Genomic DNA, 26,268 nt, shown 5'->3' on the forward strand with positions numbered 1-26,268 from the left:
GGTCACCGGGCACCTCCGAGCCGGATGCGCGGGTCGATGACCGAGTACGCCACGTCGACCAGCAGGTTGATGAAGATGTACGCGAACGACGTGCACAGCACCACGCCTTGCAGCGTCGCGTAGTCACGCGTGAAGACCGCGTCGATGGTGAGCTTGCCGAAGCCGGGGAGCACAAAGATCTGCTCGGTGACGACCGCGCCGGAGATCAGGTGGCCGAGCTGGAGGCCGAGCACGGTGACGACGGTGACGAGCGAGTTGCGCAGCGCGTGCCCGCCGACCACCTCGCGGCGCGACAGGCCCTTGGCGCGGGCGGTGCGCACGTAGTCCGCGGACAGCGAGTCGAGCATCGCGGCGCGGGTCTGGCGCATGACGACGGCGGCGAGCCCGGAGCCGAGGACGATCGCGGGCAGCACCATGCGGCGCAGGTTGTCGATCGGGTCGGTGCCGAACGGGACGAAGCCGGAGGCGGCGAAGACCGGTACGGCGATGGCGAAGGCGAGGACCAGGACGATCCCGAGCCAGAACGTCGGCACCGAAAGGCCGAGCAGAGCAAGGGCGTTGGCGATCCACTCGGCGGCCTTGCCCCGCCGCACGGCCGCGACGACTCCGGCGCCGACGCCGAGGACGATCGCCAACAGCAGCGACAGCGCGGCGAGTTCGAGGGTGACGGGCAGCGCCTGCGCGATGGCGTCGGAGACCGGGAGCCCGGTGCGCGAGGAGGTGCCGAGGTCGCCCTGAAGGGCGTGCCCGATGAACCGGCCGTACTGGACGACGATGTTGTCGTCGAGCCCGTACGCGGCGCGGATCGCGGCCAGCGCCTTCGGGCTGCGCTCCTCCCCGGCGAGGGCGAGCGCCGGGTCGCCGGGCAGCGCGCGGATGCCGGCGAACACGACGACCGACACGAGGAACATCGTGATGACGGACTGCCGGATCCGGGTGAGGACGTACTTGGCCATCGGGTGCCCGGCGAGCAGCCCGGACTTCTTCAACGTGGGCTTCTTGACAGCCACTTGAGCGGTCGTCACTTGACGTACCCCGCATCCTTGACTCGGACGAGGCCGTCGCCGTAGACGCGCAGGCCCGCGACGTCCTGCCCGGTGACGACGTAGTTCTTCTGGCGGTAGAGGTAGATCAGGGTGTGCTCGGCGTTCACCTTGCGGATCAGCTCGGCGTAGATCTTGTCGCGCGTGGCGGGGTCGGACTCGGTGCGGCCGCGCCTGATCAGCTCGTCGATCTCGGGATTGCCGAGGCCGTAGGCGTTCATCGCGCCCTTGGTCTGGAGGAAGCTGGCGATGTTGCCGTCGGGGTCGAGCCGTCCGGACCAGCCGCTCTGGAAGGCCTGGTAGTGGCCGTCGTCGGTCTCCTCGAGCATGGTGGCGTACTCGGTGGGGCGCAGGGTGAGCGCGAAGCCGGCGTCCTTGACCATCGCCTGGATCACCTGGCCGATGCGGCTCCACTCGGGCGTCGTGGGGATCTTCAGTTCGACGTGCACGGCGCCCTTGACGCCCGCCGCCTTCAGCAGCCGCTTGGCCTTCGGGACGTCGCGCTTCGGGCACTCGGAGGCCTTGACGCCGGGCGCGATCGCGGAGGCCGGGGACATCGGGCCGCAGGCGGGCTCGTACATGCCCTGGAAGGCGACCTTGTTGATGAGGTCGCGGTCGATGGCCAGCTCGAAGGCCTCGCGGACGCGGACGTCCTTCGCCATCGGGGTGTCGACCTTGCCGGGCGCCTGGCCGAGGCCCTTGACGTTGCCGACGTTGATGCCGATGCCCTGGTAGCCCAGCGAGGGCGAGTTGAAGAGCCGCAGCTTGTTGTCGGTGAGCGCGCTCTTCACGTCGACCGGGACCATCTGGTCGCCGACCTGGACGTCGCCGGAGCGCAGGTTGGCGAGGCGGACGCTGCCGTCGGGGATCGGCTTGTAGATCACCTTGTCCAGGTGGACGTCCTTGGCGTCGTAGTAGTTCGGGTCCTTGGCGACGACGATGCGGTCGCCGCCGACGCGCTCCACGAACCGGTAGGGGCCCACGCAGGACGGGTGGTTGGTGAAGTTCTTGCCGTACTTCTTGAGCGCGGTCGGCGACATCACCATGCCGGAGCGGTCGGCGAGCACCGCGGTCAGCGGCACGTACGGCTGCTTCAGGGTGAGCTTCACGCTGTACGGGCCCGTGGCCTCCGCCGACTTCAGCGGGGTCAGCTCGGTGGCGCGGGCGGAGCCCGACAGGTCGCGGTGGCGCAGCAGGGAGGTGACGACGGCGTCGGCGTTCAGCTTCGTGCCGTCGCTGAACCTGGCGTCCTTGCGCACGTCGAAGCGGACGGTGCGGCCGTCCTTCGACACCTCGGGCTGCCGGGTCGCGAGCTGCGGGACGACCTTGCCCTGCTCGTTGACGTCGTAGAGCTTCTCGCACATGCCCGCGAAGACGGTGCGGCCCACGAGGGTCTGGGCGAGGGTCGGGTCGAGCTTGTCGGGGTCGGCGTTGAGGGCCACGGTCAGCGTTCCGCCGTCACGGACCGGCCGGTCGTCGGTCATCCGCTCCCCGCCCACCTCCGTGGCCGAGGACTGCAAGGAGCCGCAGCCCGACAAAGTGGACATCGCCAGGACAACTGCCGTCAGGGCAACCGCTGTTCGGCGCACGAGGGCGTACCTCCGCCAGGGATGAGGGGTGGGCGATCGGTGAGCGATCAAGGAATACGGCAGAACGTATTTCGCATACAGTCCGCACACAAGGGGGTTGTCCGGGATCCGGACAACCCTTGGTGAAGATTGGATAACCCCAAGCGGCAAAAGGGATTCCACGCCCACAAATTGCCCCGCCCACCGACCCGCCGGTCAGGCCGGCGGAGCGAACTCCTCCCCTTCCACTTCGCGCAGCTTCCCGAACCGCTCCCTGAGCTCCACCCTTCGCGCCCGGTCCATGGCGAGATTCACCAACTCGCCCGGATCCTCCTGGAGGTCGTACAGCTCGTGGTCGTTGTCGTCGAAGTCGGCGTCCGGGCCGTAGAGCATCGTCGAGGGCTCCGGCTTCTCGCCCAGGTCGGCGGGGAGTCCGCCGCCGACGCCGAAGTAGCGGGCGTACTTGAACCGGCCGTCGAACATGCCGCGCACGGCGTACCGCGTCCGCTGGATCCGGCGGGTGTGCGTCGCCTCGTGCGCGAACAGGACGTAGTCGCGCACCGAGGCGGCCGGGTCCCGGAACACGGGCGTGAGGTCCACCCCGCGGAACGAGTCGGGCGCGGGCACCCCCGCGAGCGCGCAGACCGTCGAGGCGAGGTCGACGTGCGAGGCGAGGGAGTCGCTGACCGTCCCGGGGCGGGTGACCCCCGGCGCCTTCACGTAGCACGGCACACGCATGATCTCGTCGTAGACGAAGGGCCCCTTGGAGCGCAGGCCGTGGCCGCCGCACATGTCACCGTGGTCGGACGTGAAGATCACGACCGTGTCCTCCCAGCCACCGGACTCCTCCAGGGCACCGAGCACCTTGCCCAGGGACTCGTCGGCGAGGCGGTGCAACTGGGCGTAGTAGTCGAGCTGGCGCAGCCACGCGCCCTTGTCGGCGGGGTCGATGCGGCCGTAGAGGCTGTGCTGCTGGTCGTGGCGCCACTGCCGCTGGGTGTCCGGCTTGGTGTGCAGATCGTCGTCGAAGTTCGCGGGCAGCTCGCTGAACACCTCGTCGTAGGGCCGCTCGTACGGCGGGATCGCCTGCCCGCCGCCCCAGTCGCCGTCGAGGAACTGGCGGATGAACTCCATCGTGCGGGGGTGCGTGCGCTGGTACTCGGGCTGGTCGATCGGGTACCACATCACGTCGTGCGGATTGACGAGCGCGACGGTCAGGAACCAGGGGTCGGGGGCGTCGGCGTTGCGCCGCAGCCAGTGCGCCGCGTTGTCCGCGATGACCGGGTCGAAGTGCACTCCGGTGCCCGCGAGCCCCATGAAGTGGTGGTCGTTGCCGTCCCAGTCCCCGTAGCCGTACGCCTCCATGTCGGGCCGCGCCGAGCGGGACAGGTGCCACTTGCCGATGTACGAGGACCGGTAGCCGGCCCCCCGCAGCGCGCCGCCGATGGTGGTGACGGCGGGATCGAGCTCGGGCTGCCAGGGGAAGATGACGTTCTCGGCGACCTGGTGCTGGGTGACGTACTGGCCCGTCATCATCGTGGCCCGCGACGGCGAGCAGGGCGAGGAGTGCGTCCAATAGTTGGTGAACTCCAGGCCTTCGGTCAGCAGCCGCTCGCGCCACGGGAGTTCGACCGTGGCCGGCAGCCAGTCGCGCTGGCGCTCCTGGTCGGAGACGACGAGGAGGATATTGGGCCGATGAGGTCGCTGCATGTCAACCTTCCTTGTTCGCCAGGGAGTTGCTCTCGCGCGGGGCCGCCCCGACGCCACCGGTCGCCGGAGTCCGCCCGTGCCGCATGAGGACGGCGACGAGCAGGGCCATGACGGCGAAGGCCGCCGCCACCAGGAACGCGGACACATAGCCCGACTCGGCGTAGAGGATCCCGTCGCCCGCCGCCGGTCCGTCGAGGACGTGCTGGGCGAGGACGGCGCCGAGTACCGTGACGCCCGTGGCGTTGCCGAGGTTGTTGGCGACGCCCATCATTCCGGCGCCGACTCCGGTGTGTGTCGCGGGCACGGCCTCGACGACCAGGTTCGACACGGACACGAAGAAGAAGCCGAAGCCGACGCCCGCGAACACGGCCGCGAGCAGGATGTGCCACACCTGGGTGTGCAGCACCGACAGGAGGACCGCGCCCGTGGCGAGGCAGCCGAGCGCGACCACGAGTCCGGTGCGCGGCGCGTGCCGCCGCGCGAGCAGCCCGCCGAGCGGACCGCCCACCGCGCTCAACAGCCCTTGCGGGACAAGGAAGACGGCGACGCCGAGCGGCGCCATCCCGAGCCCGAACCCGGTGTCCTTCGGTGTCTGCACGAGCTGCGGCAGCGCGAGCGCCTGCCCGCCGATCGCCACGGATCCGCCGAACGCGGCGAGCAGCGTCCAGCGCAGCGCGGGCCCGGCGAGCAGCCGCAGGTCGATCAGCGGGTGCGCGGCGCGCAGCTCGCACACCACGAACAGGGCGAGCAGCACGCACGCGCCGACGGCCACCGCGAGCAGCCGCCCCGAGCCCCACCCCCACCGGCCGCCCTGCCCCACCGCGAGCAGCACCCCCGCGGCGCCGCACCCGAAGAGCAGTCCCCCGGCGACGTCCACGCGCCGCCGGAGCCGCACCCCCGACTCCGGGAACGTGGCGACGACGAGCGGCGTGAGCACCACCGCGTACAGCAGGCAGAACCAGAAGATCGCCCGGAAGCCGAAGGCCTGTGTCAGCGCCCCGCCGACGACGGGACCCACGATGACGCTGAACCCGATGCCGGTGGTGATCGCGCCCATCGCCACCGGCACGATGCGCACCGGGAACACATCACGGATCAGCCCGTACGCGGCCGGGGCGATCACCATGGCGACACCCTGCACGCCCCGGCCCGCGAGGAACACGGGGAAGCTCGGCGCGAGGGCGCACACCAGCGAGCCGGCCGCGAAGGCGCCCGCCGCGCACACGATCACCCGCTTCTTGCCGTGCCCGTCCGCGACCTTGCCGAGCAGCGGCTGCGCCACCACCCCGACAAGGCTGACGACGGTGAGCGTCCAGCCGATCGACGGGGTGCGGAACTCGGCCGCCATCTGCCGCAACGCCGGGTAGACCAGCGAGAGTTCGAGCGCGACGACCTCGGTGAGCAGGATCAGCGGGACCAGCCGCAGGACGTACGCGGCGGTGCTGCGGCCTTCGAGTCGCGACGTGTCGGTCACACCGACGTCTTAACGCGCTTGCGTTAAACAAGCAAGACACGCGACACTCCTCGCCATGGCCCCCGCGAACCCGATCGGAACACGACGCCGCCTCATCGACGTGGCGGAGCGGCTCTTCGCCGAACAGGGCATCCACGCCACGTCACTCCGGGAGATCGCCGCGGCCGCCGACCAGCGCAACACGTCCGCGGTCGCCTACCACTTCGGCACGAAGCGGGGCCTGATCGACGCGATCTACGAGGACCGGCTCACGGTCACCACGGCGCGCCAGCTGGAGCTGCTCGAAGCGGTCGACGAGCAGGGCCGGGGCATGGAACTGCGGGCGCTCACCGGCGTGTTGGTGCGTCCGATGGTCGAGCGCCTGGAGGACCCGGAGCAGCCCAGCTGGTTCCTGCGGTTCGTCGTCAACGCCATGTACGTCGAGGGCATCGCGCCGACCGATCTGCGGGCGCACCCGTGGACGCGCGGCCTGCTCCTGCTGCACTCCCGGATCACGCGCTGCATGCCCGAACTCCCGGACCGCGTACGGGAGAACCGGTGGGACTTCTTCATCGGTCTGCTGCTGCACACGCTCGCCCAGCGGGAGCGGGTGCGCCAGGCCGGAGCCGACCCCGGCGAGCCGCACCTGCTCGCGGCCGACCTGGTCGACGCGGGGGTGGCGGTGCTCACCGCCGAGGTGTCGGAAAAACCGTGGTGATCAGCTGTCCACCCAGCCGTGCTTGCGGCCGCTCTGCACCAACTCCCGGCGGATGGCCAGGATCTGTTCCCCCGTCAGGGAGGGCGCCGAGCGCAGCAGCAGCTCCGTGACCTCGTTGGTGAACTCGTCGACGCGCAGCACATCGCAGAGCACGTCGTCGCCGTCGGCCGCGTGCCGTCCGGACGTGGGGGCGGAGGCCCCCTCGGCGAGCTGCACCGACGAGGCCTTGGGCCCGCGGTCGCCGTCCTCGATGTCGAAGGACACCTTGAGGCCCGTGCGGATGTACGACTCGGGGATCAGGAGGTCGTTCACATGCAGGAAGACGTCCTCGCCGCCGTCGTCCGGCGCGATGAACCCATAACCACGCGCTCCGTCGAAGCGCACCACACGACCAGCTACCACGCCGACCCCCAACCACCTCGGCGGGCCCGGTGCCCGCAGCCTCCAACAACGTTTGCGGATCCTACCGGTCCGCCCCCGCGAACCCGCGGACCCACCGCGGCGACGCCCCAGCGTGATGTCACAGTGACGGAAGTGGCGGTTTCCGCACACAGCAACTCATGTGAGACTGGCGTCCCCCGCCCACCCTGACGTAAGGGACGTACGCGGTGCGTTCTCTCCCGCTCCCGGTCACCCTGGCCGCACGCCTGCTGCCCGTCGCCGTGCTCGCCTGCGCGGGCTGGGCCTACTCGGGCCCCATGGCGGAGCAGTCCGCGAGCAAGGACCGCTCCGAATCGGCTCCGCAGTCCTCCTCGGCTCCCGACGAACCCGGCGAGACCGTGGCCTCGAAGACCTATCCCAAGCCCCCTGCCCCCTGTGAGGCGCTGCCCGCCTCGACGATCACGTCCCTCGTGCCCGACGCCAAGACGGCGGGCAAGGAGCTGTCGGCCACCGACGAGTCGGTCCGCCGCGGCTGCTCGTGGAGCGCCCTGAAGGGGTACGACTACCGCTGGCTCGACGTCTCCTTCGAGGTGAAGGACTCCGACGACCTGGCGAAGAAGGCGTTCGCGGCCGGGGACGGCGAGAAGCGGGCCAGTCCGCTCAAGGGCCTCGGGGACGAGGCGCGCGTGACGAGCTCGCTCACGACGAAGGACAAGCAGGACACCCGCGAGTCCGTCGTGACGGTCCGCACGGGGAACATGCTGTTGACGGTCACCTACAACGGCAGCGACTTCGAGTCGAAGGGCGCCCCGTCGAACGACACCGTGATCAGAGGCGCCCGCAAGGCCGCCGGGGACGCGGCGGCCTCGCTCGGCACCGGCAAGGGCTCCTGACTCAGCCCTGGCGCGGCGGCCAGTTCTTGAACGTCTTGGGGCGCGGCGGTGCGTACGTGCGCACCTTCGACGTGCTCAGGCCCATCCGGACCAGCGACTCCGCCACGGTCACGGCCGCGGCGACGCCGTCGACGACGGGCACGCCCGTGCGCGCCTTGACCTCGTCGACGAGGCCCGCCATGCCGCCGCAGCCCAGGCAGATCACCTCGGCCCGGTCCTCCTCGACGGCCCGCGCGGACTGCTCGACGATGGCCTTGACGGCGGCGTCCGGATCGCGCTCCAGGTCCAGCACGGCGAGGCCGCTGGCGCGCACCGAGGCCAGCCGGTCGGTGAGCCCGGCCAGCTTGAGGCGGTCCTCGATGAGCGGCACGGCCCGGTCGAGCGTGGTGACCACCGAGTACTTGTGGCCGAGGTACATCGCGGTGCTCGCCGCGGCCTCGGTGATGTCGACGACCGGTACGTCGAGGAGTTCCTGGAGCCCCTCGCGGCCGTGCTCGCCGTAGCCCGCCTGCACGACGGCGTCGAAGGGCTCCGGGTAGGCGCGGACCGTCTCCATGACGGCGATCGCGGCCAGGTAGCTCTCGTAGTTGCCCTCGCAGGAGTCGGGGCCGAACGCCGGGGTGAGGGGCACGATCTCGGTGCCCGGCGAGGCCACGGCCCTGGCCTGCGCGCCGATGCTCTCGGTCATGCCCTCGGTGGTGTTGACGTTGCAGACGAGAATGCGCATGGCGGGCTACAGCTTTCTTCTTGTTGTGCTTCGTGGTGGTGCGGGAGCGGGGGTCAGGCGGCCGGGACCGCGATCTCCTCGCCGTCCTTGTCGTTCGCGATACGGCTGCGGTCCGCGAGGACAACGTAGAGCAGCGCGGCGAGGCCGGCGCCGATGAACCAGGAGAAGCCGGAGAGCGACGTGAACGCGGGCACGAGGGCGATCACGACCGCGACGGCGGCGGACGGGGCGAACGCGGCGACGGCCCGCAGGTGGAACCCGGAGCGGTAGTGGTAGTCGCCGTCGGCGGCGTCGGTGTAGAGGTCCGGGACGTTGACCCGGGTCTTGCGGACGAGCCAGTAGTCGGCCATGACGACACCGAAGGCCGGGCCGAGCAGGGCGCCGAGCCCGCCGAGGAAGTAGTTCACGACGGTCGGGCTGTTGTAGAGGTTCCACGGCAGGATGACGAGGCCGATGACGGCGCTGACGACGCCGGCCTTGCGGAAGTCGAGCTTGCGCGGGAACAGGTTGACCAGCGTGTAGACGGGCGCGACGAAGTTCGCGAGCAGATTGACCGCGATGGTCAGGACGATGAAGGCGAGCGAGGCGAGGACCATCAGCGGGGTGCTCGGGATGGTCGCGACGATGTCCTCGGGGCCCGCGATGACCTTCCCGTTGATCGCGAACTGCCCGCCGGAGAGCACGACGACGATGCCGGCGAAGAAGAGCATGTTGAGCGGGATGCCGACCAGGTTGCCCGCCACGATGGCGCGCCGGCTCTTCGCGGAGCGGGTGAAGTCGCAGAAGTTCAGGACGAACGTGCCGTAGATGACCACCCACAGCGCGGCGGACTCGAAGATCTGCCGCCAGGCGTCGAACCCGGTGGGCGCGGAGCCGGTGGAGACCGCGATGGACATGTCCGCCTTGATGAAGATCCAGGCGGCGAGCGCGCACATCGTGATGAGGATGGTCGGCGCGGCGAACGCCATGTACTTGCGGATCAGCTCCATGCCGTAGCTGACGATCACGACCTGGACGACCCAGAGGATCAGGAAGGTGATCCAGCCGAGGGTGGAAAGGCCCAGGATCGAGTTGTGGTCGAGCGAGGCGGCGCCGGGCGCCAGCTTCTTGATCACGGCGCCGAGCACGACGGCGGCGAGATAGGTCTGGATGCCGAACCAGGCGATGGCGACGGCCCCGCGCACCGCGGCGGGGATCTGCGCCCCGCGGATGCCGAAGGCGATCCGGCTCATCACGGGGAACGGCACGCCCGTCTTCTGCCCCATGTAGCCGGAGAGCGTGAGCAGCCCGAAGAGCAGCAACGAGGCGACGGCGAAGGCGATCAGGATCTGCCAGACGCTGAGCCCGAGCGCGAACAGGCCCACGGCGAAGGCGTAGTTGCCGAGGCTGTGCACGTCGTTGCCCCACAGCGTGAAGACGTTGTACGCGCCCCAGCGGCGCCCCTCCTTCTTGGTGGGGGCCAGATCGGGACTGTAGAGACCCGGACTGGTGCGGGCGGGCCCGTCGACACCGGCGGTGGGGGTCTGTTCGTGCACGGCAGTCATGACGCGCTCCTGGGGGAAGTCCACAATTTCCGCGATGAGGAATCTGGTTTCCTCTTGGCGGGAAGACGCTACGGGCCGGTTTTGCGGTAATCAAGAGGTGTACGCGAAGAAAACACCGATTCCTCACGGGCCAACCGGCCGCCCGATTCGGACATTTGGGGGCCGAGCGCACACAGTGCGCACAGCGCCCGCATCTCCAGTTTGGTATACCAAACCTGATGGGAGGTGGATCCGTCAATGGGAGACGGGTCACAAAAAGCAAATCGGGGGAAGGGTGCGCGATTCATTGACGCGCAAGGCCTTCGACCCTACGTTCCCGTCCGGACACACGACCACCGTCCGAGATATCGGACGCGCTTGCCCCATTCGACGCGAAGGAGCCCCCCATGCCGCGCGCTTCACGAAGAACCGCGTTACTCGCCCTCCCCGCCGCCGCCCTGCTGGCCCTGATCCCCTCGACGGCCTCGGCCTACCCGAACCCGGGCACCGTCACCGGCGCCACCGTCGTCCACGACCCCACGATGATCCGCACCTCGTCGGGCAAGTACCTGCTCTACGCGAGGGGCGGCGGCCTCGCCGAACGCTCGTCGACCGACCGCACCGCCTTCACCGCGGGCCGCGACGCCTTCACCACCAAGCCCTCGTGGTGGTCCTCGTACGCGACCGAGGCCTGGGCGCCCGACATCTCGTACCACGGCGGCAAGCACCTGATGTACTACGCCGTTTCGACCTTCGGCTCCAACAACTCCGCGATCGGCCTGGCCACTTCGACGACCGGCGAGCCGGGCTCGTGGACGGACCACGGCACCGTCTACACCTCCACCACGTCCAGCGACTACAACGCGATCGACCCGAACCTGTTCGTCGACGGCGACGGCACGTGGTGGCTCTCGTTCGGGAGTTGGTGGTCCGGCATCAAGATGATCCAGATCAACCCGTCGACCGGCAAGCAGCTCGCCACGAACACCAAGCGCTACTCACTGGCCGCGCGCCCCACCGGCACCAAGGCCGTCGAGGCGCCGTACGTCGTCGAACACGGCGGCTACTACTACCTGTTCGCCTCGTACGACACCTGCTGCGCCGGCACCGGCTCCACGTACAAGGTCAAGGTCGGCCGCGCCACCCGTGTCACCGGGCCGTACTACGACAAGAACGGCGTCGCCATGACGAACAACGGCGGCACCCCCGTCCTGGAGTCGCACGGCCGCTACATCGGACCCGGCGGCCAGTCGATCATGAACGACGTGGACGGGGACCTGATCGTCTACCACTACTACGACGGCCAGGACAACGGCACCCCGAAGCTCGGCGTCAACCTGCTCGACTGGAGCTCGGGGTGGCCCGTCGCCTACTGAGACCTCCGCTCCCCCAGCATGAGCACCGTGTAGAGGACGAGTGACGCCGCGAGCCCCACCGCCCAGCCGTAGTCGGCCAGCGGTTTGAGGACGGGGATCAGGCCGTCCACGGGGAACGGGCCCGCCTTCTCGCCCTTCGCGTTCAGCGTCGAGTACGAGCCGCCCACGGCCAGGACGCCGCCGACCGCGAAGGCGAGAACGGCGCGCCAGTTCCAGCCGCCGCGGTACCAGTAACGCCCCTCGCGTACATACAGGTCGGCGAGGTGCAGCACCGTGCGCCGTACGATCCAGTAGTCGGCGATCAGGATGCCCGCGACCGTGCCGAGCAGCCCGCCGACGACGCCGAGCCACGTGAAGATGTACAGCTCGGGCGTCGAGGTGAGCTTCCACGGCATGACGAGGACGCCCACCACACCCGTGATGATCGCGCCCGTGCGGAAACTGATCAGCTTCGGGGCCAGGTTCGCCAGGTCGTACGCGGGCGAGACCACGTTCGCCGCGACATTGACGGAGATCGTCGCCACGAACACCGTGATCAGCGCGAAGAGCAGACCGAACACGTTGTCCGTCTTCCCCGCCAGCGCCACCGGGTCCCAGATCGGTACCCCGTACACCTTCTCCGAACCGGCCGTCACCAGGACCGACATCAGCGCGAAGAGCGTCATGGTCGTCGGCAGTCCGAGGGTCTGCCCCCAGACCTGCGCGCGCTGTCCCTTGCCGAAGCGGGTGAAGTCCGGGATGTTCAGCGACAGCGTGGACCAGAAGCCGATCATGCCCATCAGGCCGGGGAAGAAGACCTTCCAGAAGTCCGGACCCCAGCCGACCTTCGACGGCTCGTGCAGCAGCGGACCGAAGCCGCCCGCCTTGTTCGCGATCCAGATCAGCAGCACCACCGCGCCGACGAGCACGAACGGCGCCGCCCAGTTCTCGAAGCGGCGCAGCGTCTCCATCCCCCGGTAGATGATGGCGAGTTCGAGCACCCAGAAGACGAAGAAGCAGAGCCAGAGCGTCCACGGGTAGCCGCCGACCTCGGCCGCCCCCGTCCACCCTCCGAAGATCTTCCCGAGGAGCACGAAGATGCCCTGGCCGCCGATCCACGTCTGGATGCCGAACCAGCAGCAGGCGACCGCGGCCCGCACCATCGCGGGCAGATTGGCGCCGCGGACGCCGAAGCCGGCCCGCGCGAGGACCGGGAAGGGGATGCCGTACTTGGGCCCCGCGTGCCCGGTGAGCAGCATCGGGAGCAGGACGATGACGTTCGCCAGGGCGATGGTGAGGACCGCCTGCTTCCAGTCCATGCCCAGGGCGACGAGCCCGGACGCGAGCGTCCACGACGGGATGCAGTGCGCCATCCCGATCCACAGGGCCACGAAGTTGTACGTGGTCCAGCGGCGGTCGGCGAGCGGAACGGGGCGCAGGTCCTCATTGGCGTAGCGGCTGCCCGCCGGATAGGCGTCGGCGGCGAGCTCCACCTCGTGCCGGGGGGCTCTCGGGGCGGTGTCGGTCATGGGGCAGTCCGTTCTGCTTCAGGGAGACGGGGACAGCGGCCGTGCGGGGTGCTGTGTCGTCAACTGCCTTGCCTGGTACGGGTGTTGCTCCGTGGTCGATCGAGTGCGGTCGCGTCAGGCGTGCAGCGCGGGGATCACGTCCCTGCCGTACGCCTCGATCACCGCCTCCTTCGCGTCGTGCATCGCGTACACGGCGAACTGGTCGACGCCCAACTCCCGCAGCGCGCCCAGCCTTTCGAGGTGCGCGGCGGGCGGGCCGAGCAGGCAGAAGCGGTCCACGATCTCGTCGGGCACGAACGCCGTGTCCGGGTTCCCGGAGCGGCCGTGGTGCGCGTAGTCGTAGCCCTCGCGCGCCTTGATGTAGTCCGTCAGGGCGTCCGGGACCATGCCGGAGTGCGCGCCGTACTTGGCCACGAGGTCGGCGACGTGGTTGCCGACCATGCCGCCGAACCAGCGGCACTGCTCGCGCGCGTGGGCCAGCGCCTCGGGCGAGTCGTCGGCCGTGACGTAGGCGGGCGCGGCGACGCAGATCTTGACCGCGGAGGGATCGCGGCCCGCCGCCCGCGCCGCGTCCCGCACCGCCTTGATCATCCACTCGGTGAGGAACGGGTCGGCGAGCTGGAGGATGAACCCGTCGGCCTCCTCGCCGGCCATCTTGAGCGCCTTGGGCCCGTACGCCGCCATCCAGACGGGGAGTTCGGCGCCCTCGCGCACCCAGGGGAAGCGGACGACGGAGCCGCCGCCCAGGTCGGCCTCCTCGCCGCGGGCCAGCGCGCGGATCACCTTCATCGCGTCGCTGATCCGGGCCAGCGTGTTCGGCTTGCGCCCGGCCACCCGCATCGCGGAGTCGCCGCGCCCGATGCCGCACACCGTGCGGTTGCCGTACATGTCGTTGAGCGTCGCGAAGGTCGAGGCGGTGACTTCCCAGGTGCGGGTGCCGGGATTGGTGACCATCGGACCGACCGTCAGCCGCTCGGTCTCCGCGAGGATCCGGCTGTAGATGACGAACGGTTCCTGCCACAGCACGGCCGAGTCGAACGTCCAGCCATACGTGAAGCCGGAGGCCTCCGCGCGTTTCATGAGGTCCACGACCGCGGAGGCGGGCGGGTCGGTCTGGAGGACGAGTCCGAAATCCATGGGGAGCCCCTCGTGTCGTGTGCCGAGTGCCGGGTGCCGAGCCGCCATTGAAGGGCACAATCGTGGACTTCCCGGGGAGGCTTGGCAAGAGGCCCGCCGGATGAGCTCTACGCGCGTCCAGCATCCGTCGCCCGTGCGGGTAAGGGGCGGGTCGACGTACAGGAACCGTCAGCCGGCGGTCCGCTCGCTCTCCCTCCCGGGGAAGGTGCCGAGCTCGCCGATGCGGTAACCCTCCGGGTAGCTGCGGATGTTGGGGCTCTGCCGGCCGAGGAGCGGGGTGCGCCTGGCCGGGAGGAGGCGGACGAACCGGCCGCGCAGCCGGAGGCCGCCGCGCACCACTCGTTCGACGGCCGCGTTCGGGTCCGGGTAGCCGAACGCGGCCCGCAGCGGCGCGTCCATCAGGCACAGCGACGCCCGGCGCGCCGCGGCGCCGAGCGGCCCCGGGTACCAGGAGGCCATCAGGTCGAGGGTCGCCTCCGACACGGCGTGGCCGCCCGCGTCGTACCCGAAGTGGCGCCGCTCGTAGTCGTCCATGAGGCGCTCGAAGTCCTCGTACGTCTCGGGGATGTCCTGGATGTTCATGCGCCGGCCGAGCGCCCGGTAGTAGTTCGTGGTCGCCCGGATCTCGTGCGGCGAGTACGGGCGCCACGCGTAGTCGTCCATCCAGCGCTTGGGGACGACGACGAAGGTCGACAGGACGTAGCGGAAGTCGTCGTTCGGGATGTCGTAGGCGCGGTGCATCTGGTTCATCCGGCGGATCGCCTCGCGCCCCTCCTCCGTGTCCATGCCGTGCTCGCCGACGGCGTCGAGGATGAGCGCGGTGTCGTCGTACCGCTTCTGGGTGCGCCGGGTGAACTCGCCGGTGCGGCCGAGGAGTTGGCCGATGCTCGGCACGGCGTACGTGCGGTAGAGGGCGAACCCGAGGGCCTGCATGGTGTCCCAGGGGAACTCGTAGGTGGCGCTGATCCGGTAGATCTCCTGGAAGTCCTTCTCGGGATCGAGCCGCCGGATCTGTCGGGTCCAGTGGTCGCGCCGCATGCTGGTCCTCCCCGGGCCTCGGCGCACGACGGGGCCGTGTCCCCGACGTGCCCACCGCCCCACCTTCGTACGCCCACCCTCGAGGATCAAGACCGACGGCGCCCGGAGGCGGGGCGCGGGGTGACGGAGGTCACGGGGGCGCACGGGGCGAACGCGGAATGCGCGGGTCCGTCCCGCTGCTGCACGGGTTGTCGGCCGATCCCTGTCCCTGGGACCGGCCTCCCCGTTCTTCGAAAGGCTTCCTGCACCATGCCGCTGGCCCTGCTGGCCCTGGCTGTTGTCGCGTTCGGCATCGGCACCACCGAGTTCGCCACGATGGGGCTGCTGCCCCAGATCGCCGACGGCATCGACGTGTCGGTGCCGCACGCCGGCAATCTCGTCTCCGCGTACGCGCTCGGTGTCGTCGTCGGCGCCCCCGTCCTGACGGGCATCGGCGCGCGCATCCCGCACAAGCGGCTGCTGCTGCTCCTGTCCGGCCTCTTCGTGGTCGGCAACGTCGCGTCCGCGCTCGCCCCGAACTTCGGCCTGCTCTTCGCCGCGCGCTTCCTCGCGGGACTGCCGCACGGCGCGCTGTTCGGTGTGGGCGCCGTCGTCGCGTCCCGGCTCGTCACGCCCGACCGGGCCGCGCGCGCCGTCTCGAAGATGTTCCTCGGCCTCACCGTCGCGAACATCGTCGGCGTCCCGGCGAGCACGGCTCTCGGCCAGCACCTGGGCTGGCGCTCCGCCTACTGGGCGGTCGCCGTCATCGGCGGTGTCGCCCTCGCGGCGCTCGCCCTCTTCGTGCCGCACCAGCCGCGGAGCGGGCAGACCGGGATCCGGCACGAGCTGCGCGCGATGGGCAACCGGCAGGTGGTCATCGGCCTCGCCACGGCCGTGGTCGGGTTCGGCGGCTTCTTCGCCGTCTACAGCTACCTGGTGCCGATGCTGACGAACGTCACGGGCATCTCCGACTCCTCGACCACCCTGGTGCTCGCGCTGTACGGCGTCGGCATGACGCTGGGCACGCTGATCGCGGGCCCGCTGACCGACCGCGCCCTGCGGCCCACCCTGTACGGGGGCCTCGCGCTGCTCGCCGCGGCGCTCGTGGCGTTCTACTTCGCGGTCCACAGCACGGTGCCGGCGCTCATCGTCATCACCCTCGTCGGCGCCCTCGGCTCCCTCATCACGACGCCCGTGCAGATGCTCCTGATGGCCAAGGCGGAGGCGGCGCCGACCATGGCGGCCGCCTCCAACCACTCCGCCTTCAACCTCGCCAACGCGGGCGGCGCCTGGCTCGGCGGCCTGGCCATCTCCGCGGGCTGGGGCTGGACCTCCCCCAACCTGGTGGGCGCGGCGCTCGCCGTCGCAGGCCTCGCCCTGGCCTTCGCGGGCGGCTTCATGGACCGCGGCGCCCGCCGCTCCGACGTGATCGCCTCGTCCGAAGCCGGCCCTTCGGCGCGGCCCGACCAGGTGACACTGACGAAGCCCTGACGGCGGTTGCCCTCTCAGCTGCCGAAGGGGACGTCCTGGCTGGTGGCCATCCGGCGGGTGTCCGGGTGGGCCTTGACGTAGTCCTGGATGTACGAGAGGGCCTCCCGCGCGCCGCTGTCGTTCGTTCCGCAGCCCTTCGGGCCGCTGACGCCGTCGGGGTAGCAGGACATCCGGTTGCCGTAGATCAGGGAGTCCACGGCGGCGCCGTCGGCCGAGTCGGAGAGCAGGGTTTCGGTGCGCTCCCGGTCGCCGGTGCCCACGGTCCAGCCGACCGTGCCGGCGAGCTCTCCGCGGTCCCGGGCCCGGCCGCCGGCCTGCAACTCCTCGCGGATGCCGCCGAACTTGAGCGCCATGTCGAACAGGCCGTCGTCCATCACCCGCCGGTTCCGCGCGATGGCCGCCCCGTGCTCGGCGTAGCCGTCCCGGACGTCCGCGTAGGTGCCGCTGTAGGCGACGCCTTCCTTGCTGTTCAGGCCGCCCGTCACGTCCTTCCAGCCGCTGCCGCCCTCGGTCCCGTAGAAGCCGTAGAGCACCCGGATGCCCTGGCTCTCCAGCTTGGCGCGGGCCAGGTCCCGCAGGGCGGCCGCGGAGCACTGCTTCCTGTCAGGGTCGCTGCTCCCGCACCAGTCGGGGTTCTTCATGTCCAGCCAGACGAACGACACTTGACGCCCCGTCCGGTGCTCCTTCGCGACCTGGTCGAACATGGCGGCCATCGTGTCGCCGTAGCTGGTGAGCGTGCCGTCGTGATCCGCCCACCAGCCTTCCTTCCAGGCCGTGGCGTCGATCTCCAGCGCGTTGGCGCCGTCCCGGAGAGCCGCGGTCACCCCCTGAGTGGTGAGGACCCGGTGGGCGATGGCCCAGGTGGGGCGCTGATGACCGGACTCCTCGGCGGGGGCGGCACCCTGGGCGGCGGCCGCGGAGCCCGCGGTTCCCAGGGCGGCGGTGACGAAGGCCAGGGCCAGCGGAAGCAGTGTCCTGCGGCGTCTGCGTACGGCGCTCATCCGGACGGGGGTCCTCTCTGTCGGACAGCAGGCAAAACTCGCAGGAGCTTATGCGGACTTACCATCCGGTAACCAGCGAGTGTGACGTAAGTAACCGGCGAGTAACCTGGTTCTCGCGGTGCCGCCGGGATTCACTGCACCTCCCCAGCCCGTCCGGACCCCGGAGACGGAGACACAGGATGCAGTCGCAGGCAATCAGCAGGCGCGCGATGCTCGCGGGGGTCGGCGGCGTCGGCACCGCCGTCGCCCTTGGCGCGTTCGGCCGGCAGGCGCTGGCGGCCGAGAACGGCGTGGCCAAGCTCCCGATGCCGGACAAGGCCGAGCTGAACGTGCTGATCACGGGCGACGCCGGCACCGGCACGCGCGACCAGTTCGCCGTCGCGGCCGCCGCGCGCAAGCTGTGCGCGCAGCGCGGTGTCGACCTCGCGATCGGGCTCGGCGACAACATCTACGAGAACGGCCCCGAGGACGACCTGGACGACGAGTTCACCACCAAGTTCGAGGAGCCCAACAAGGGCATCGACGTCCCCTGGCTGATGGTGCTCGGCAACCACGACACCAGCGGCGTCATCCCCGGCAGCGGTGGCCGCCCGTCCCGCGGCGACCACGAGATCGCCTACCACCGGCACTCGGCCCGCTGGAACATGCCCGACCGCCACTACCGCGTGGCCGTCCCCCAACAGGCCCCCGTCGCCGAGTTCTTCGCCATCGACACGACGCCACTCTCCTCGTATGTCCTTCAGACCGACCCCGAGTACCACTGGGACGGCCCCTTCGCCCACAAGCAGCGCGCCTGGCTGGCCGACGCACTCGCCGCCTCCCGCGCCCGCTGGAAGTTCGTCTTCGCCCACCACCCGCTGCGCAACAACGGCGCGCACGGCAACGCGGGCGCGTACGAGGGTGTCACCTGCGGCGACTACATGAGCGGGAAGCACGTCAAGGAGCTGTACGAGGAAGTGGTCTGCGGCAAGGCCGAGTTCATCCTCTCCGGCCACGACCACACGCTCCAGATCCTGGACACCGGCGCCGACCACCACGGCACCCAGCAGATCGTCTGCGGCGCGGCCGCGAAGACCGGCGGGAAGGGCAACCAGGCCGACAACACGGAGTTCTGGGCGGCCTACGACACCCTCGGCTTCATGATGCTCTCGATCGACGCCGACCGCGTGGTCACCGACGCGTACACCGTGGACCCGGAGACCTCCGACTACCGGCACGCGTACCGCCACACACGAACGGAGCGCATCGCCCGTTAGCGGCACCCGCTCACCTGTATGGTTCCCGCGGAGATGCGGGTGGTCCCCAACGAGGGTGATCTGTCGGTCATGGCTTCTCACGAGCACAGCACACCGGCCGCGGACTCCACACGGCGTCGCGTCCTCGGCCTGTCCACGGCCCTGATCGGCGGTGCGCTCACCACGTGTCTGGCGCCCGACGCCGCCGCCCACTCCCCTGTTCCCATGGGGCCGCCCCGGCCGGCCGCCATGCCCCTCCATCGGCGCTACCGCGTCTCCGCCCGCTACGGAGTGCGCGGCAACTGGCAGGCGGGGCACCACACGGGGATCGACCTCGCGGTTCCCGAGGGGACGCCGGTCTTCGCCGTCCGCGCGGGCACCGTGGTGCTGGCCAAGCGGTCGGGCGACTACGGCAAGGCGGTGACCATCCGGATGTCGGACGGTCACTACGCCGTCTATGGACACCTCAGCCACATCCGAACCCGCCCGGGGGCCCGGGTCACCCCTGGCATGCGCATCGCGGACAGCGGCAGCACAGGACGCGCCACCGGCCCACACCTCCACCTCGAGATCCGTGCACGCCGCGGGTACGGCTCGGACGTGAACCCGGTCGCCTATCTGGCACGGCACGGCGTCCGCCTCACGTGACGCCGCCCCCTGTCAGGCCAGGTACTGGCAGGTCCCCCGCGGCATGTACACACCGTGCCCCGCACGCCCCGTGAACACCCGCTCGCTGACCACCGGTTCGCCCCGCGACAGCACCGTCTCCACCCGACCTGTGAGGCGCTTGCCCTCGTACGCCGAGTAGTCGACGTTCATGTGATGCGTCTCCGCCGAGATCGTCTGCTCGACGGCCGGGTCGTAGATCACGATGTCCGCGTCCGCGCCCGGCGCGATCGTGCCCTTCTTCGGGTACAGGCCGAACATCCGGGCCGGGGAGGCGCAGGCGATCTCGATCCAGCGGCGGCGGGTGATGTGTCCGTCCACCACGGCCTGGTGGAGCAGGTCCATACGGTTCTCGACGCCCGGCATCCCGTTCGGGATCTTCGAGAAGTCGCCGCGGCCCAGCTCCTTCTGCCCGCTGAAGCAGAACGGGCAGTGGTCGGTGGAGACGACCTGGAGGTCGTTCGTGCGCAGGCCACGCCACAGGGCCGCCTGGTGCTCCTTCGGGCGGAGCGGTGTGCTGCACACGTACTTCGCGCCCTCGAAGTCCGGCTCCGCCAGGTTGTCCGTCGACAGGAACAGGTACTGCGGACAGGTCTCACCGAAGACCGGCAGTCCCTCGTCGCGGGCCCGCGCGATCTCCCCCAACGCCTCCTGCGCCGACACGTGCACCACGTACAGCGGCGCCCCCGCCACCTGCGCCAGCTTGATCGCGCGGTGCGTCGCCTCCGACTCCAGGAGGGACTTGCGGACCTCGCCGTGGTAGCGGGGGTCGGTCTCGCCGCGGGCGAGCGCCTGCTCGACCAGGACGTCGATCGCGATGCCGTTCTCCGCGTGCATCATGATCAGGCCGCCGTTCTCACCGGCCCGCTGCATCGCCCGCAGGATCTGCCCGTCGTCGGAGTAGAAGACGCCCGGGTACGCCATGAACTGCTTGAAGGACGTCACCCCCTCCCCCACCAGGAGATCCATCTCCTTGAGCGTCTCGTCGTGGACATCGGAGACGATCATGTGGAAGCCGTAGTCGATGGCGCACTGCCCGTCCGCCTTGGCGTACCAGGCGTCGAGGCCCTCGCGCAGGGAGTGGCCGACCGTCTGGATGGCGAAGTCCACGATGGTCGTGGTGCCGCCCCAGGCCGCGGCCCGTGTGCCGGTCTCGAAGGTGTCGGCGGCGTAGGTGCCGCCGAAGGGCATCTCCATGTGGGTGTGCCCGTCGACGCCGCCGGGGATGACGTACTTCTGCGACGCGTCGATGGTGCGCGCGTCCGTCCAGGACGCGGCGGTGTCGCTTCCCGTGGCCGCGAGGGCCACGACACGGCCGTCCTCGATGAGGACGTCAGCGTGCATCTCGTCGGCGGCGGTGACGACGAGTCCGCCGCGGATGACCGTACGGACGGCGCTCATGTGCTCCTCCAAGGACAGCTGGTCAGGGTCGGGTCAGGGGCTCGTACGCCTGCGGGTTGCGGTCGCGGTAGAACTGCCAGCGGTCGCGGACCTCGCGCAGCTTCGCCATGTCGAGATCGCGGACGACGAGCTCGGGCGCCTTGTCGTCGGCGACCTCGCCCACGAACCGGCCCTCGGGGTCGGCGAAGTACGAGGTCCCGTAGAAGTCGTTGTCGCCGTACTCCTCGACGCCGACCCGGTTGATGGCGCCGACGAAGTACTCGTTGGCGACGGCCGCCGCCGGCTGCTCCAGCTGCCACAGGTAGCGGGACAGGCCGCGGCTCGTCGCCGACGGGTTGAAGACGATCTGGGCGCCTTCCAGGCCGAGCGCGCGCCAGCCCTCCGGGAAGTGCCGGTCGTAGCAGATGTAGACGCCGATCTTGCCGACGGCGGTGTCGAAGACCGGCCAGCCGCTGTTGCCCGGGCGGAAGTAGAACTTCTCCCAGAAGCCCTTGACCTGCGGAATGTGGGTCTTGCGGTACTTGCCGAGATAGCTGCCGTCGGCGTCGATCACGGCGGCCGTGTTGTAGAGGACGCCCGGCTGCTCCTCCTCGTAGACGGGGAGGACGAGGACGATGCCGTGCTCGCGGGCGAGGGCCTGGAAGCGCTGGACGACCGGTCCTTCCGGGACGGACTCCGCGTACTCGTAGAACTTCGCGTCCTGCACCTGGCAGAAGTAGGGGCCGTAGAACAGCTCCTGGAAGCAGAGGACTTGGGCGCCCTGGGCGGCGGCGTCGCGGACCGCCTGCTCGTGCACCTTGATCATGGACTCCTTGTCGCCGGTCCATGCGGTCTGGAAGATCGCGGCGCGGATCACGGGGCTCATCGGGACCTCCAAGGTTCTTCGATGGCTCGGGCGGTGCTGGCTCAGACGGTAGGGGGCGGGGGCCCGCCGGCCGAGTCGCAGCGTGTCACGCGCGGGGCCGCGGGCGTTGCACCGTGTCACGGCCCCGACTGCGCGTCGTGCGCGAGCAGGGCCAGATGGACGGACGCGGCTTGCTCGAAGTCGTCGAGGTCGACGCCGAGCAGCTTCTCGATGGACTCCAGGCGGCGGTAGAGGGCCGGGCGGCTCATATGGGTGAGCTGGGCGGTGCGGGACTTGTTGCGGCCGGTGGTGAGGTAGGCGCGCAGGACCGGGAGGAGCTCGGCGGCGTCCTCGGAGGCCAGGATGGCGTCCAACTCCCTTTCGGAGAAGGCCTGTACGCGGGGATCGTCCCGCAACTGCCGTACGAGCCCGCGCAGTCGTACGTCACCCATGCGGACCACCGGCGGGAGTCCGAGCGGCGCGCCGGTGGCGGCGTCGGCGACGTGCAGTGCCTCGCGCAGCGCCTCCGGCACGTCGTCCCAGGCGGTGCCCGCGGGGCCCGCGGCGACGAGGGCCCGCGCGTCGCCGGTCTCCGCCCGCAGCCGGTCGGCGAAGTGCGCGGCGAGGGCCTCGGGCGCCTGGTCGCGGGCGAGGCTGAGCAAGACGGCCGTGGAACGCTCGGCGAGTTCCGCCACGAGACCGGTGAGCCCCAACAGACGCAGCAACCGGTCGAGTTGGGCCGCTGTCGTGTCGCGCACGACGAGGGGCAGGAAGGTGCGGCGGTTCACCGGCAGGCCGGCCGCGCGTGCGCGGGGCAGTAGCCGGGCCGGAGCGCCGCCCGAGAGCAGATCGGCGAGCAGACAGCGGGCCGACTGCTCCTCCCAGCTCGGCCCGGACCCCGCCAGCAGATGGTGCAGGACGAGGGCCTCCGCCGCACGGTCCGCGAGCAGCCGCCCGGAGGCGCCGTCGCCGCGGTACCCGCACAGCACGACGGAGCCCCAGCGTTCGCCGCGTCCGCCGAGCTCCGCGCGGATCCAGCCCTCCCCGTCGATCCCGCCGGGCTGCCGCGCGATGCGGCCCCAGTCGCGCAACACGTCGTCCACGGCGGGGTGTTCACCGGCCGTGGCGAGGACGCGGTGCGCGAGGTTGGCGAGGACGACCGGGCAGCCACTGTGCGCGGCGATCTCGTCGAGCAGCCCTTGCAGCGGGGCGCCGGACGTGATGAGCGAGGTCAGCGCCGTACGGATGCCCTCCGAGAGGCTGACGGCGGCGAACTTCCTCCGTACGAGCCGGGACTGCACCTCCTCCGTCAACTCGGCGAAGGGGAAGGGGCGGTGCAGCACCACCATGGGCAGGCCGTGCCGTTCGGCGGCGCGCCGCATGCCCTCCGGGGAGGACGGGAACGCGCGGCCGAGGCCAAGCACGAGGGCGGCGGCCTCCGCGCGGTGCAGGGAGTCGATGTACTCGGCCTGAAGCCGCTCGTCGGCCGCGAGCAGGACCCCCGTGGTGAGGATCATCTCGCCGCCGCTGAGCATCACCCCCACGTCCGCGGCCTCGGCGACGTGCACCCAGCGGACGGGGCGGTCGAGGTGCTCGGCCCCGGCGACCACCTCCGGTTGTCCTGCGGCGATGCGGTCCAGGTCGAGTATTTGACGGACGGAGAGGGTGTGCGTGGTCATGACTGGGGCTCCCTCTTGCGGAACGGCTACCCGGCGAACGGCCTCGGGGCTCCGCCCCGGACCCCGCGCCTCAATCGCCGGCGGGGCTGGATCAGGCCGAACCGTGCAACGCCCGCTCCAAAATCGCCGCCCCCTCCTCCGCCTCCGCCACCGTCAAGGTCATCGGCGGAGCGATCCGCAGAACGCTCGAATCGTGGCCTCCGCCCTTGCCGATCAACAGCCCCTGTTCGCGGCAGGACTCGATGACCTGCGCGGCATCGGGCCCGGGGCCCGGGCTCTCCAGCTCGATGCCGAGCATCAGGCCGCGCCCCCGCACCTCCCGTACCCCGGGCGCGCTCGCCGCGATGGCGCGCAGCCGCTCGACGAGGAGTCCGCCGACCCGCCGGGCGTTGCCCTGGAGGTCGTGCTCCAGCAGGTACGAGAGGTTGGCGAGGCCCGCCGCCATGGTGATCGGGGAGCCGCCGAACGTCGAAATGGAGTTGGCGTCGAGGCAGTTCATGACGTCGGCGCGGGCGACGACACCGCCGATCGACATGCCGTTGCCGATGCCCTTGGCGAAGGTCAGGACGTCCGGCGGCCCGGACTGCGCGTGCGCCTGCCAGCCCCAGAAGTGCTCGCCCGTGCGGCCCCAGCCGGTCTGCACCTCGTCCGAGATCCACAGGATGCCGTGCTCGCGCAGGACCTCGCGGAAGGCGGCGTACAGGCCGTCGGGCGGGGAGGTGAAGCCGCCGACGCCCTGGATGGGTTCGGCGATGAGCGCCGCCACGTTCCCCCGGGTCTGGCCGAGCATGTCCCGCAGATCCGCGACGCAGGCCTCGATGAACTCGGCGTCGGACAGCTGGGCGTAGGGGCCGCGGCCGCGCACGCCCCCGTGCACGTACAGCGTCTGGAGCGGTGACAGGCTCGTCGGCGACCAGCCCTTGTTGCCGGTGATGCCGACCGCGGAGAACGAACGCCCGTGGTAGCTGTTGCGCATCGCCAGGATCTGGTTCGAGCGGCGGTACGCGGTGGCGAGCAGCAGCGCCGTGTCGTTGGCCTCGGTGCCGGACGTGGTGAAGAAGACGCGGGCGTCCGGGATGCCCGACAACTGGGCGACGCGCTCGGCGAGTTCGACCATCGGCCGGTTCAGGTAGAGCGTCGACGAGTGGACGATGCGGGAGGCCTGTTCGCTCACCGCCTTGGTGACCTCGGGCAGCGCGTGCGCCGTCATCGTCGTGAGGATGCCGCCGAAGAAGTCCAGGTACTTATTGCCCTCGGCGTCCCAGACGTGCCGGCCCTCGCCGTGCGTGAGCTCGATCGGATCGTCGTAGTACAGGGCCAGCCAGTCCGGCATGACCTCGCGGTGGCGGTCGTGCAGAGAGGCTCGGGAGGGGGTGGTCATCGGCAGCACTCCTTCTTCCGTACGTCTCTACGCGGGTACATCCCCGCCTGGCACCCTCTACGCACGTAGAACGGCACCAGAGGGTCGAACGTAAGCCTCACGGGAGGCCTTGCCAAGGGCATCGTCGGCAACCCGCTGGATCGGGGCGGCCCCGACACTCGTGCGGGTGACGGTTCAGTGCACGAGGCCCGCGACGCGCAGGGCGTGCACCACGTCCCGGTACCGCCCGTCGGAGACCCGGCGGGCCGCGTCAAGGAGCAGCGGGACGAGCCGATCGGGGACGTCGCGCACGCTGTGGGCGGCCTCCTCGGGGGTGCGGACGCGAACGTACGCGTCCAGGAGGGTGCGGACCTCGCGGTGCCGGCCCTCCTCGTCGAGCCGGTGCACCGAGGCGCCGAACTCCGCGGGCGGCTTGCCCGTGCCCTGGCGCAGCAGCTGCTGCCCGTCACCGGTGCGGCCGGCCGCGACCAGAGCGTCAGCGGCGGCGACCAGCCGGTCCAGCGGCAGCGACGCGACCTCCCACAGCAGGGTGGCCCAGTCGGCGCCGAGCCCGGAGCGCGCCAACTCCCGTGCGAACAGCGGGAGATGGGCGGCGGGCCCGGTGGCCGCGCCCACGAGGACCATGTGCGCCTCGCCGCTGCGGCCCTCGGCGCGATGGCGGGCGAGGAGGTCGACCGTGGCCGCGACGTCGGCGTGCGCGGTGGCGTCGACCGGGGGCGGGGCGGGGGCCGCCACCTCCTCGCGCTCGGGCGCGGCACCGGCGAAACGGGCGCCGGTGGGGGTTGCGGGCGAAGGCGCCGACGCGGCCGCGGCACCTGCCGCCTCCGTCCCCTCCGCCCCCTCCATCTCGTCCGTCGACATGCCCGCGAAGCGGGCGCTGCCCCGGGGGCGGCGTTTGCGCCCCTTGGCGGGCGAGGGCGAGGGCGCGGGAGCGGCGGGCGACGCGGACACTCCCACGCCGGAGAGCGCGGGGTCGGGGCCCAACTCGGCCAGCCTGGCGCCGAGTTCGGCGAGCCGCGCGGTCGCCCGCTCGTGGTCGTCGTGCGCCCATGCCAGGTCGAGGCGGACGGCGTCGGCCTCCTCCTGGTCGACGACGGAGTCGAGGCGGGCGCCGAGCTCCTCGAGGCGCCGCGCCGCGTACCGCCGCTCGCGGGCCATCACGTCGATCCGGTCGGCGAGCAGTGCACGCCCGCCGGGTCCGGTGTCGTGGGCGCGCGCGGACGCGCGGTACAGGGCGTGGGCGCGGGCCGCCTCCCGCTCGGCGTGCTCGGTGCCGAGCGCCGCGGCGAGGTCCTTCAGCAGCGCCTCCACCACGTCCCACGGGGGCACCTCGCTGCCGTCGAGACAGGCTCGCATGCCTTCGGGATCCCGCTGCCAGAAGACGCCGCACCAACCGGCGCGCTGGTCGAGCCGGGCGTTGAGGCCTTGCAGATATGCCGCGAAGTCCTTCACCCGGTCCGGGAGTTGTCCCACTTCCGCCACGCGCCCCGCCGATCGTCGCGCCCTGCCGCCTTCT

22 protein-coding genes are annotated in these 26,268 nt (G+C 70.8%); 6 read left to right on the forward strand and 16 right to left on the reverse strand.

The window, feature by feature from the left end; genetic code table 11:
• Positions 1-2 precede the first annotated feature (2 nt).
• The 4 genes from ACNYS0_RS09875 to ACNYS0_RS09890 form a co-directional block, all read right to left on the reverse strand.
• Positions 3-956, reverse strand: a complete 954-nt coding sequence (locus ACNYS0_RS09875) for an ABC transporter permease (RefSeq protein ID WP_422482559.1) — start codon at positions 954-956, stop codon at positions 3-5.
• 65 nt (positions 957-1,021) lie between these two features.
• Positions 1,022-2,590 carry an ABC transporter substrate-binding protein gene (locus ACNYS0_RS09880; RefSeq protein WP_422472400.1) on the reverse strand — a complete coding sequence of 523 codons (1,569 nt, stop codon included), beginning with the start codon at positions 2,588-2,590 and terminating at the stop codon, positions 1,022-1,024.
• A 237-nt stretch (positions 2,591-2,827) separates the two neighbouring features.
• Entirely contained in the window at positions 2,828-4,321 is a 1,494-nt protein-coding gene (locus ACNYS0_RS09885) for a sulfatase-like hydrolase/transferase (protein ID WP_422472402.1), read from the reverse strand.
• Between the two features lies 1 nt (position 4,322).
• On the reverse strand, positions 4,323-5,795 hold the full coding sequence (locus tag ACNYS0_RS09890; RefSeq protein WP_422472404.1) for an MFS transporter: 1,473 nt from the start codon (positions 5,793-5,795) through the stop codon (positions 4,323-4,325).
• 55 nt (positions 5,796-5,850) lie between these two features.
• On the opposite strand from ACNYS0_RS09890, the gene ACNYS0_RS09895 reads away from it, so the two are divergent.
• Entirely contained in the window at positions 5,851-6,492 is a 642-nt protein-coding gene (locus tag ACNYS0_RS09895; RefSeq protein WP_422472406.1) for a TetR/AcrR family transcriptional regulator, read from the forward strand.
• Here the strand turns inward: ACNYS0_RS09895 and ACNYS0_RS09900 are convergent, their stop codons facing one another.
• Entirely contained in the window at positions 6,493-6,894 is a 402-nt protein-coding gene (locus tag ACNYS0_RS09900) for a cold-shock protein (protein WP_422472408.1), read from the reverse strand.
• A 206-nt stretch (positions 6,895-7,100) separates the two neighbouring features.
• Between ACNYS0_RS09900 and ACNYS0_RS09905 the strand changes: the two genes are divergently transcribed.
• Positions 7,101-7,766, forward strand: a complete 666-nt coding sequence (locus tag ACNYS0_RS09905) for a hypothetical protein (RefSeq protein WP_422472410.1) — start codon at positions 7,101-7,103, stop codon at positions 7,764-7,766.
• A gap of 1 nt (position 7,767) precedes the next feature.
• On the opposite strand, the gene ACNYS0_RS09910 is transcribed toward ACNYS0_RS09905, so the two are convergent.
• On the reverse strand, positions 7,768-8,493 hold the full coding sequence (locus tag ACNYS0_RS09910) for an aspartate/glutamate racemase family protein (RefSeq protein ID WP_422472412.1): 726 nt from the start codon (positions 8,491-8,493) through the stop codon (positions 7,768-7,770).
• Between the two features lie 53 nt (positions 8,494-8,546).
• Entirely contained in the window at positions 8,547-10,037 is a 1,491-nt protein-coding gene (locus ACNYS0_RS09915; protein WP_422472414.1) for an NCS1 family nucleobase:cation symporter-1, read from the reverse strand.
• A 386-nt stretch (positions 10,038-10,423) separates the two neighbouring features.
• On the opposite strand from ACNYS0_RS09915, the gene ACNYS0_RS09920 reads away from it, so the two are divergent.
• Complete coding sequence (locus ACNYS0_RS09920) at positions 10,424-11,392, forward strand: arabinan endo-1,5-alpha-L-arabinosidase (RefSeq protein WP_422472416.1); 969 nt, start codon at positions 10,424-10,426, stop codon at positions 11,390-11,392.
• Here the strand turns inward: ACNYS0_RS09920 and ACNYS0_RS09925 are convergent.
• From ACNYS0_RS09925 to ACNYS0_RS09935, 3 genes are all read right to left on the reverse strand, one after another.
• Positions 11,386-12,900: an NCS1 family nucleobase:cation symporter-1 gene (locus ACNYS0_RS09925; protein WP_422472418.1), complete on the reverse strand. Its 1,515-nt coding sequence runs from the start codon at positions 12,898-12,900 to the stop codon at positions 11,386-11,388. The two genes, ACNYS0_RS09920 and ACNYS0_RS09925, sit on opposite strands and share 7 nt — an antisense overlap.
• Before the next feature lie 114 nt (positions 12,901-13,014).
• On the reverse strand, positions 13,015-14,037 hold the full coding sequence (locus ACNYS0_RS09930; RefSeq protein WP_422472420.1) for a TIGR03842 family LLM class F420-dependent oxidoreductase: 1,023 nt from the start codon (positions 14,035-14,037) through the stop codon (positions 13,015-13,017).
• A 168-nt stretch (positions 14,038-14,205) separates the two neighbouring features.
• Positions 14,206-15,075: an oxygenase MpaB family protein gene (locus ACNYS0_RS09935; protein ID WP_422472422.1), complete on the reverse strand. Its 870-nt coding sequence runs from the start codon at positions 15,073-15,075 to the stop codon at positions 14,206-14,208.
• 249 nt (positions 15,076-15,324) lie between these two features.
• Between ACNYS0_RS09935 and ACNYS0_RS09940 the strand changes: the two genes are divergently transcribed.
• Positions 15,325-16,545, forward strand: a complete 1,221-nt coding sequence (locus ACNYS0_RS09940) for an MFS transporter (protein WP_422472424.1) — start codon at positions 15,325-15,327, stop codon at positions 16,543-16,545.
• A 14-nt stretch (positions 16,546-16,559) separates the two neighbouring features.
• Here ACNYS0_RS09940 and ACNYS0_RS09945 read toward each other — a convergent pair whose 3' ends face one another.
• Positions 16,560-17,546: a PI-PLC domain-containing protein gene (locus ACNYS0_RS09945; protein WP_422472426.1), complete on the reverse strand. Its 987-nt coding sequence runs from the start codon at positions 17,544-17,546 to the stop codon at positions 16,560-16,562.
• 179 nt (positions 17,547-17,725) lie between these two features.
• Here ACNYS0_RS09945 and ACNYS0_RS09950 point away from each other — a divergent pair, with 179 nt between their 5' ends.
• Positions 17,726-18,802 carry a metallophosphoesterase gene (locus ACNYS0_RS09950; protein WP_422472428.1) on the forward strand — a complete coding sequence of 359 codons (1,077 nt, stop codon included), beginning with the start codon at positions 17,726-17,728 and terminating at the stop codon, positions 18,800-18,802.
• A 69-nt stretch (positions 18,803-18,871) separates the two neighbouring features.
• A complete protein-coding gene (locus ACNYS0_RS09955; protein ID WP_422472430.1) occupies positions 18,872-19,429 on the forward strand; it encodes a M23 family metallopeptidase in 558 nt (185 codons plus the stop codon).
• A gap of 12 nt (positions 19,430-19,441) precedes the next feature.
• Here the strand turns inward: ACNYS0_RS09955 and hydA are convergent, their stop codons facing one another.
• The 5 genes from hydA to ACNYS0_RS09980 all read right to left on the reverse strand — a co-directional run bounded on the left by hydA (position 19,442) and on the right by ACNYS0_RS09980 (position 26,225).
• The gene (gene hydA / locus ACNYS0_RS09960; RefSeq protein WP_422472432.1) at positions 19,442-20,848 is read right to left on the reverse strand and encodes a dihydropyrimidinase; all 1,407 of its coding nucleotides are present in this window, start codon (positions 20,846-20,848) and stop codon (positions 19,442-19,444) included.
• A 22-nt stretch (positions 20,849-20,870) separates the two neighbouring features.
• Positions 20,871-21,713, reverse strand: a complete 843-nt coding sequence (locus tag ACNYS0_RS09965; protein ID WP_422414797.1) for a nitrilase-related carbon-nitrogen hydrolase — start codon at positions 21,711-21,713, stop codon at positions 20,871-20,873.
• Positions 21,714-21,829: 116 nt separating this feature from the next.
• Positions 21,830-23,371 (reverse strand): PucR family transcriptional regulator, encoded by a 1,542-nt coding sequence (locus ACNYS0_RS09970; protein ID WP_422472434.1) that lies wholly within the window; start codon positions 23,369-23,371, stop codon positions 21,830-21,832.
• A 91-nt stretch (positions 23,372-23,462) separates the two neighbouring features.
• Positions 23,463-24,752, reverse strand: a complete 1,290-nt coding sequence (locus ACNYS0_RS09975) for an aspartate aminotransferase family protein (protein WP_422472436.1) — start codon at positions 24,750-24,752, stop codon at positions 23,463-23,465.
• Between the two features lie 174 nt (positions 24,753-24,926).
• The gene (locus tag ACNYS0_RS09980) at positions 24,927-26,225 is read right to left on the reverse strand and encodes a hypothetical protein (protein ID WP_422482561.1); all 1,299 of its coding nucleotides are present in this window, start codon (positions 26,223-26,225) and stop codon (positions 24,927-24,929) included.
• Positions 26,226-26,268 lie beyond the last annotated feature (43 nt).

The sequence above is a fragment of the Streptomyces anthophorae genome (assembly GCF_049310305.1).
Classification (GTDB): domain Bacteria; phylum Actinomycetota; class Actinomycetes; order Streptomycetales; family Streptomycetaceae; genus Streptomyces.